At 75.0% G+C, this 7,684-nt stretch carries 10 protein-coding genes; 5 read left to right on the top strand and 5 right to left on the bottom strand.

The genetic code is table 11. From position 1 onward, the window contains the following. The 4 genes from ACYVI6_RS10355 to zwf all read left to right on the top strand — a co-directional run. Positions 1-1,463, top strand: a 1,463-nt coding sequence (locus ACYVI6_RS10355) for a serine/threonine-protein kinase (RefSeq protein ID WP_460446295.1), incomplete at its 5' end; no start/stop codon positions are given. After that, positions 1,463-1,747: a hypothetical protein gene (locus tag ACYVI6_RS10350; RefSeq protein ID WP_460446294.1), complete on the top strand. Its 285-nt coding sequence runs from the start codon at positions 1,463-1,465 to the stop codon at positions 1,745-1,747. The genes ACYVI6_RS10355 and ACYVI6_RS10350, both read left to right, overlap by 1 nt. Further along, positions 1,744-2,067 (top strand): hypothetical protein, encoded by a 324-nt coding sequence (locus ACYVI6_RS10345; RefSeq protein ID WP_284287921.1) that lies wholly within the window; start codon positions 1,744-1,746, stop codon positions 2,065-2,067. Before ACYVI6_RS10350 ends, ACYVI6_RS10345 begins: the two co-directional genes overlap by 4 nt. Positions 2,068-2,117: 50 nt before the next feature. Further along, complete coding sequence (gene zwf, locus ACYVI6_RS10340; RefSeq protein WP_460446293.1) at positions 2,118-3,554, top strand: glucose-6-phosphate dehydrogenase; 1,437 nt, start codon at positions 2,118-2,120, stop codon at positions 3,552-3,554. A gap of 76 nt (positions 3,555-3,630) precedes the next feature. On the opposite strand, the gene infA is transcribed toward zwf, so the two are convergent. The 3 genes from infA to ACYVI6_RS10325 all read right to left on the bottom strand — a co-directional run bounded on the left by infA (position 3,631) and on the right by ACYVI6_RS10325 (position 4,838). After that, positions 3,631-3,855, bottom strand: a complete 225-nt coding sequence (infA, locus tag ACYVI6_RS10335; RefSeq protein WP_460446292.1) for a translation initiation factor IF-1 — start codon at positions 3,853-3,855, stop codon at positions 3,631-3,633. Positions 3,856-3,990: 135 nt separating this feature from the next. Then, positions 3,991-4,398, bottom strand: coding sequence for a VOC family protein (locus ACYVI6_RS10330; protein ID WP_284287922.1), 408 nt, complete (start codon positions 4,396-4,398; stop codon positions 3,991-3,993). Next, positions 4,395-4,838 (bottom strand): helix-turn-helix transcriptional regulator, encoded by a 444-nt coding sequence (locus ACYVI6_RS10325; RefSeq protein WP_460446291.1) that lies wholly within the window; start codon positions 4,836-4,838, stop codon positions 4,395-4,397. The genes ACYVI6_RS10330 and ACYVI6_RS10325 overlap by 4 nt, the downstream gene beginning before the upstream one ends. A gap of 101 nt (positions 4,839-4,939) precedes the next feature. On the opposite strand from ACYVI6_RS10325, the gene ACYVI6_RS10320 reads away from it, so the two are divergent. Further along, positions 4,940-5,740, top strand: coding sequence for a class I SAM-dependent methyltransferase (locus tag ACYVI6_RS10320; RefSeq protein WP_460446290.1), 801 nt, complete (start codon positions 4,940-4,942; stop codon positions 5,738-5,740). 9 nt (positions 5,741-5,749) lie between these two features. On the opposite strand, the gene ACYVI6_RS10315 is transcribed toward ACYVI6_RS10320, so the two are convergent. Together ACYVI6_RS10315 and ACYVI6_RS10310 are read right to left on the bottom strand one after the other, a co-directional pair. Continuing rightward, a complete protein-coding gene (locus ACYVI6_RS10315) occupies positions 5,750-7,048 on the bottom strand; it encodes an HNH endonuclease (RefSeq protein WP_460446289.1) in 1,299 nt (432 codons plus the stop codon). Positions 7,049-7,183: 135 nt separating this feature from the next. Continuing rightward, positions 7,184-7,684: an NUDIX domain-containing protein gene (locus ACYVI6_RS10310; RefSeq protein ID WP_460446288.1), complete on the bottom strand. Its 501-nt coding sequence runs from the start codon at positions 7,682-7,684 to the stop codon at positions 7,184-7,186.

Genomic DNA, 7,684 nt, shown 5'->3' with positions numbered 1-7,684 from the left:
CCACCGGCGAGGCCGCGCGCCAGCTCACCGCGGCGCTGCGCGAGCAGCTGCCGCAGGCGATGGTCGGAACCGCCGCGGGCACCGCCCAGGAGGCGCTGGCCGAGCTGCAGCGGCTGGCCGACTGGACCACGACCGGCGTCGGCGTCGCACGCACCGCGCTCGACGCGTACGCCGTCGACCTGGCGGCGGCGCAGCGCACGCACGCCGTCGGCCGCGGCGAGGTGCACGACGCGGCCGACCGGCTCTCGCGCGTGGTCGCCACCTTCGAGCTGTCGCTCGACGTCGACCTGGGGCCGGTGAGCATCGACCTGCCCGACGTGCCGCTGCCCGACCCGGTGGGCACCGCGCGCAACGTGACCGAGGTCGTCGCGCTGGCGGTCTCCGGGCTGCGCACCTGCGTGCGCGGCGCGGAGGACGCGCAGCTCGCCGTCGACCGCCTCGAGCGGGCGCTGGGCGACGCCCGCGGCGACGCCGCGCTGGCCGGACGGCGCGCACCGGCCGGGTTCAGCGTGCTCGACACCGCGGTGATGGCCGCCCAGTCCTTCGACGCCGACCCCGACCACGAGCACCTCGACGAGCGGCAGTGGGCGATGCTGCAGCGCGCGCTGGCCGCGATGTCGCCAGCCGACCGCGCCGCCGTCGACGAACTGCTCGCACGGGTGCCGGACGCCGCCTCGCGCGCCGCGGTGCTGCAGGTGCTGACCGGCGGCGCCGACCTCGGCACCGCCACGTTCTTCGCCGACCGGCTCGCCGCGCTGCCCGACGCGCTGCGCGCCCAGCTGCTCTCGGCCTCCTACACCGACGACGGCCCCACCGCGCTCGGCGACCCGGGCGACCCCGACGTCCCCCGCTTCGACCAGACCGACCAGACCACCTGCGGCTCGACGTCGCTGCTGGCGCTGGCCGCGCAGTCCGACCCCCTGCTGTCGCTGTGGCTGCTCACCGGCGACCGCCCGCCCGGCTGGACGCCGCCGTACCTCCAGGGCCTGCCGCCCGACGCGTGGGACCTGCCCGACGCCGACGACCGGCTCACCGCCGCCCAGCAGGGGATCCACGACGCGACCAGCGCCGGCGGGTGGCCGCAGGCGCTCGGCACCACGCCGTGGGACGCCGCGTCGGTCGCCGACGACATGCGCGGCACCACGGGCACCGGGTACCAGGCGGTGCTGCTCGACGACCAGAGCCGCACGCAGCTGTCCGACCTGCTCACCCGGGCCGCCGACGCCGCGAACGCCGGCACCCCCGTGCCGCTGTACGCGGGGGGCGACGGCGCCGACGGCATCCCGCGGCACGTGGTGCTCATCACCGGCTACCGCGACGGCACGTACGAGATCTTCGAGCCGAGCAGCGGCGAGGTCTACGAGGTGCCCGAGTCGCAGCTGCTCGACGGCGGCGGCGACGGGCCGGCCGGGCTGGGCGGCTGGGAGCACCCCGACTGGGTCGTGCTGCCGGAGGCGGGCTAGTGGCCGGCGACGAACCGGCGGTCACCGGGCTCGACCCCGCCGCGCTGGCCCGGCTCCGTCGCGAGCTGGACGCCGCGGTCGCGGCGCTCGAGCAGGCCCGGCGCGACCTCGGCCGGCTCGACGGCGGAGGGCTCGGCGAGGGCGCGGCGGCCGTCGTCGACGAGACCGGCACCGCCTACGACGACCACCTGCGGCAGCTGGCCGCGGCGGTGCGCGTGCTCGAGCAGGCGCTCGGTGCGCAGGGTGACGCCGTGGCCGGCACCGACCGCGACCTCACGCTGTGAGCCCCGGCCCGGCAGCGGGCTGGAGCGGCGACGCCCGGTCGGTGGCCGCCCTGGCCCGGCTGGTGGTGCTCGACCGGGTCCCGCCGACGGTGCTGCGCCAGGTCGCCACGGTGGTGCGCACCGCCGGCGTCCACGAGGTCGCGGCGCTGCCCGACGTCCTGACCCGGACGCCGGCCGACCGCGCGCTGCGGGCCGCGCTGGTGGCCGCGGCCGCGGCCGGCACCGGCATCGTGCACGACGAGCGGGTGGCCGACTGGCTCGACCGGGTGGCGGCGACGTCGGTCGCGATGGTCGCCGCCCGCACCCGCCCGGTCGCCTAGTCGCCCACCCACCCTGCACGGATGCCCGGTGTGGGCCTAGATTCGACGTCATGGACGACGCACACGTTGTGGTGCTCTTCGGGGCGACCGGAGACCTCGCGAAGCGCAAGCTGCTGCCCGGGCTGCTGCACCTGTGGCAGACCGGCCTGCTGACGAACTTCCGCATCGTCGGCACCTCGCTCGAGGACGTGCCGCGCGACGACTTCATCTCGATGGCGCGCAAGGCCGTCGACGAGTTCAGCAACCGCCCGCTCACCCAGGCGCAGTGGGACGAGTTCGCGGCCACGCTGCACTGGGCCTCGATCGGCGACGGCCCCGACGCCCTGCGCGACAAGGTGCTCGAGCTCGAGGCCGAGCTGGGCGGAGAACCGCACCGGCTGCACTACCTGAGCGTGCCGCCGGCCGCCGCGCTGTCGTGCATCCGGCTGCTCGGCAAGGCCGACCTCGTCGAGCGGTCGCGGGTCATCATGGAGAAGCCCTTCGGCACCGACCTGGCCAGCGCGGTGGCGCTGAACGCGGCCGTGCACGAGGTCTTCGACGAGACCCAGGTGTTCCGCATCGACCACTTCCTGGGCAAGGAGGCGGCGCAGAACATCCTCGCGTTCCGCTTCGCGAACGGGCTGTTCGAGCCCATCTGGCACCGCAACCACATCGACCACGTGCAGATCGACGTGCCCGAGACCCTGGGCCTCGGCGGCCGGGCCGGGTTCTACGAGAACACCGGCGCCTACCGCGACATGGTGGTCACCCACCTGTTCCAGGTGCTCGCGTTCGTGGCGATGGAGCCGCCGACCGAGCTGGAGCCGCGGGCCATCACCGAGGAGAAGAACAAGGTCTTCCGTTCGATGAAGCCGCTCGACCCCTCGGACGTCGTGCGCGGGCAGTACATCGGCTACCGCGACGAGCCGGGGGTGGCCGTCGAGAGCGAGACCGAGACGTTCATCGCGCTGCGTTGCTACATCGACAACTGGCGCTGGGCCGGCGTGCCGTTCTACCTGCGCACCGGCAAGCGGATGGCGGAGGGCGCGCGGATCATCTCGATCGCGTTCAACGAGCCGCCGCGCAGCATGTTCCCGCGCGGGTCGGGCATCGGCACGAACGGCCCCGACCACCTGACGTTCGACCTGGCCGACGCCTCGCGCATGTCGCTGTCGTTCTACGGCAAGCGTCCCGGCCCGGGCATGAAGCTCGACAAGCTGAGCATGCAGTTCGCCATGCAGGAGACCAGCTGGGCCGGGTCGGTGCTCGAGGCCTACGAGCGGCTGATCTACGACGCCATGCGCGGCGACCACACGCTGTTCACCACGGCCGAGGGCATCGAGCGGCTGTGGGAGGTCTCGACGCCGCTGCTCGAGAACATGCCGTCGGTGCGGCCGTACCACGCGGGCTCGTGGGGGCCGAACGCCATCCACCAGCTCGTCGCACCGCGGGCCTGGCGCCTGCCGTTCGAGCGCGCGTGGCGCAAGCCGAACCCGCAGGGCGGTTGAAGAGGTCCGGACACGACTGTGGCTACGACGCTCCCCGAGGGGACGTCGTAGCCACGGTGCGTGCGGGGTGCTGCGGTCAGCGGTGCCGGAACACCAGCCGGCCGCGGGTGAGGTCGTAGGTGCTGAGCTCCACGACCACGCGGTCCTCGGGCATCACGCGGATGCGGTGCCGGCGCATCTTGCCGGACAGGTGCGCGAGCACCTTGTGCCCGTTGGACATCTCGACGCGGAACATCGCGTTGGGCAGGGACTCGGTGACCGTGCCCTCGACCTCGACGACGTCGGTCTTCGCCTTCGCCATGTGGCTCCTCTCGGTCTCGAGCGTCCTGCTCACCACGGATCGGACGCCAGGTCAGGAGACAGACCTGACCACGTCAAGTGTAACGGGTTTCCGCTGACCGGTCTTCCCGCTCGCCTCGATCCGGTGCCGCCGCGGTCAGCCGGCGGCGGAGATGCGCACCATGGTGCCGGCCGGGTCGCGGAAGGCGCAGTCGCGCGGTCCCCACGGTTGGTCCATCGGCTCCTGCATCACCTCGTACCCGCCGGCGCGCACCTTCTCGAAGAGCGTCTCGAGGTCGTCGGTGCGCAGGTTGACGCCGGGCATCGACCCCTTCGCCACCAGCGCCGCCACGGCCTCGCCGTCCTCGGGCGAGCGGCCGGCGCGGGCGTTCACCAGCACGACCTCGAGGCCCTCCTGGCCGGGCGCCACCAGCGTGAGCCAGCGGAACTCGCCCTGGGTGAAGTCGGTGCGCACCTCGAGGCCCAGGGCGTCGCGGTAGAAGCCGAGGGCGGCGTCGTACTCGTCGTCGATCGTGATGAAGCAGTGCGCGATGGAGATCGTCATGACCTCGACGCTAGGGGCGCCGGCCGCGCGGCCGCTTCTCCGTTCCTGCTCGGTCTGGTGAGGACCTTCGCGATGCAGCCGGGGATCACGCCCGACGGCTCGTGGTCGCGCGCCCGGTAGACGCTCGGCGGTTCGCCGACGAGCTCGGTGAACCGGCTGCTGAACGACCCGAGCGAGGTGCAGCCCACCGCCATGCAGACCTCCGTCACCGACAGGTCGCCGCGTCGCAGCAGCGCCATCGCCCGCTCGATGCGGCGGGTCATCAGGTAGCCGTAGGGCGTCTCGCCGTACGCCGCACGGAACAGCCGGGAGAAGTGCGCGGGCGACATGTGCGCCGCGGCAGCCATCGTCGGCACGTCGAGCGGCCGCGCGTACTCGCGGTCGATCCAGTCGCGAGCCCGCCGCAGGTGCGGCAGGTCGAGCAGCGACGGCGTGGGCACCCGCCGAGCGTAGGCCGCTGCCCTGGTCCTGCACAGGGTCTCCGAGCCGTCTGCGCACGGAACCTTGCGCGCGGTCGCAGCCCGGGCGAATGCTGTGCCCCGTGAGCACGCAGGCGTCCTGGACCGGGTCGATGCCGGACGTGTACGACCGGCTGCTCGGCCCGGTGAAGTTCGCCCCGCACGCCCGCCACGTCGCGGCGCTGGCCGCCGACCTCGCCCCGCGCGACGTGCTCGAGCTCGCTGCCGGCACCGGCATCTCGACCGCCGAGCTGGTGCGCGCGCTGCCTGGCGCCCGGGTCACCGCCACCGACCTGAACCCGGCGATGGTCGCGGCGGGCTCGGCGCGGGTGCCTGGTGCGACGTGGCAGGTGGCCGACGCCCAGCAGCTGCCGCAGCCGGCAGCGTGCGCCGACGTGGTGGTCTGCCAGTTCGGCGTCATGTTCTTCCCGGACAAGCCTGCCGCCCACGCGCAGGTGCGCCGGGTGCTGCGGCCGGGCGGCGTGCTGCTGGCATCGATCTGGGACGAGGTGGCCGCCACCCCGTTCGCCGCCGCGCTCGACGCCGCGCTGCACGAGGTGCTCCCCGACGGCCCGCCCGACTTCGTCACCGCCGTCCCGCACGGGTACCACGACCCCGACCGCATCCGAGGGGACGCCGAGGCCGGCGGCCTGCGGGTGCTGGCCGTCGACCACGTCGTGCTGCCGGGCCGCGCGCCGTCCGCCGCCGCGCTCGCCGAGGGCTTCTGCCTCGGCACCCCGCTGCGCTTCGCCCTCGAGCAGCGCGGCCCCCTCGACGCCCTCCTACCCGCCGTCGCCGCCGCCATGACCCGCCACCTCGGCGACGGCGAGGTGCACGGCGACCTCGCCGCCTGGGTGCTTCGCGCCGCACGCCCCACCGACTGACGGCAGGCGTCAGCCGCCGCCGACCAGGCGGTCGAGGGCCTGGCGGGCGCGGTGCTCGGCGTGGGTCAGGCCGGGTGGCGCGCCGGAGGTCCAGACGACGGCGCCGGCCTCGACGACCCCGGCGAGCCCGAGCTGGTGGACGTGGTGGTGGTGCCGGCTGCAGAGCAGCGCCGCGTTGTCGAGGTCGGTCGCGCCGCCGTGCTGCCAGGCGACCAGGTGGTGGGCGTGGCACCAGTCGGGCTTCGCGGTGCAGCCGGCCCAGGTGCAGTGGCCGTCGCGCACCGCGAGCGCCCGGCGCTGCGAGGCGGTGAAGAGCCGTTCGGTGCGGCCGACGGCGAGCGGCCCGGCCGCGCGGTCGAGCAGCACCGGCACGACGTCGGCGTCGCAGGCCAGCTCGCCGAGCAGGCGGTCGCTCACCGGTACGCCCTCCCCGATCGTCGCGGCCTCAGCACCCGCCTCGCCCCGCAACCGGTCGAGGGGCACGGTGACGACGAGCCGCACCGGGGCTCCGTGCCTGCTGCCCGAGGCGAGCAGTCCGCCGTCGACGAGGTGGCCGAGCGCATCGTGCCGCCGCTGGGTGGCCGAGCGCGGGTCGGGTGCGCCGTCGGCGGCGGGCGCGGGTGCCGAGTGGGCGTCGAGCAGCGCGATGAGGGCGTGCCCGGTGCCGCGGGTGAGCAGCCCGCGCACCGCGACGGTGCCGCCGTCGAGCGGCGTGACGTCGAGGTGGCGCTGCTCGTGCTGCAGCCGCTCGTCGCGTGCCAGCCGCTCGTCGTGGCCCGGGTCGAGGCGGGCGACCAGCCGGGTGGCGAGCCGTCGCAGCTGGTGGGTGGGCAGCGGGTGGAAGCCCGGCGCGGCGTCCGCACCGACGGCGCTCGCGTCACCGGAGGCCGCTCCCACCAGGAAGGCCTGCGCACGCTGCGCGGTCGCCGAGCCCCGCGCCGCGTCGACCGCGCGCACCGCCTCGACCACGACATCGACCTGCCGCGGCGAGACCGCCCCGGCCGCCAGCGCCGACGCCGTGCCGGCCAGCGCCGGGTCGGCGAGGTGGTGCGCGCGCCGCGCCATCGCCTTCGCCGCGCCGGGCTCGAGCACGGGGTCGTGCGCCTGCGCCCACTCGGCCACCCGCCGGTGCCCACCCAGCCCGGCGAGCCCTCGCTGCTCCGCCTCGGCCAGCAGGGTCAGCTGCTCGGCGTGCAGCGCGCGCACCTGCCGGGCCAGCTCGGCGAACCGCTCCCCCACCTCGACGTCCGACAGCTGCCAGCCGGCGCGCGCACCCCGCGCACCGCCCTGCAGCTCGCTCGTCGTCATGCGACAAGTCTAGCCTTTGCCACCGACAACCGCTGCGCTGCAACGCAACTTGTGGACGACGCGATGAATCCAGTGGGCCTCCGTGCAGCGACGGGCGAGCCGAACCGTCGGTGGCCCTGATCGACGACGGCTTCCTCAGAGCCCCAGCAGCAGCGGGGCACTCGGCACGTCGTCGACCATCAGCGCGGCGAACAGCGCACCCAGGTCGCGCGGCGAGAACAGGCCGGGGCCGACGTACGACGCGACGTCGGCCAGCCGCCACCAGCGGAACGCGTCGAGGTGCTCGGCGTCGAGGTCGGCGCTCGGCAGCGTCCCGTGCGGCTCGAACCACCCGCTCCGCACCAGGAAGTAGTCGTTGACCAGGCCGTCGTGCCCGTCGAGCGGGCCGTCGACCTCCTGGTGCCACACGTGCGGCGGGTCGCCGCGCAGCACGAACCCGGTCTCCTCGAGCAGCTCGCGGCGCAGCGCCTCGACCGGCGCCTCACCCACCTCGACACCACCACCCGGTGCCGCCCACACACCCGGGACGCCGGACGGCACCGCGGGGTGCGGCGCGACGAAGCGGCACAGCAGCACGTGGTCGTCGTCCAGCAGGAGCGCCCGGACGGCGTGCCGGACCCGCCGCGGACCAGGCAC

The organism is Angustibacter aerolatus, from assembly GCF_054776675.1.
Note: the sequence above shows the minus strand (reverse complement) of the source record. Positions and strands in the feature narration are given on the sequence as shown.

Coding starts and splice junctions, on each gene's coding strand:
- ACYVI6_RS10330 (WP_284287922.1), bottom strand. CDS start 4,398: ATGACGATCTCCATCGCGCACTGCTTCATCACGATCGACGACGAGTAC.
- infA (WP_460446292.1), bottom strand. CDS start 3,855: ATGGCGAAGGCGAAGACCGACGTCGTCGAGGTCGAGGGCACGGTCACC.
- ACYVI6_RS10315 (WP_460446289.1), bottom strand. CDS start 7,048: ATGACGACGAGCGAGCTGCAGGGCGGTGCGCGGGGTGCGCGCGCCGGC.
- zwf (WP_460446293.1), top strand. CDS start 2,118: ATGGACGACGCACACGTTGTGGTGCTCTTCGGGGCGACCGGAGACCTC.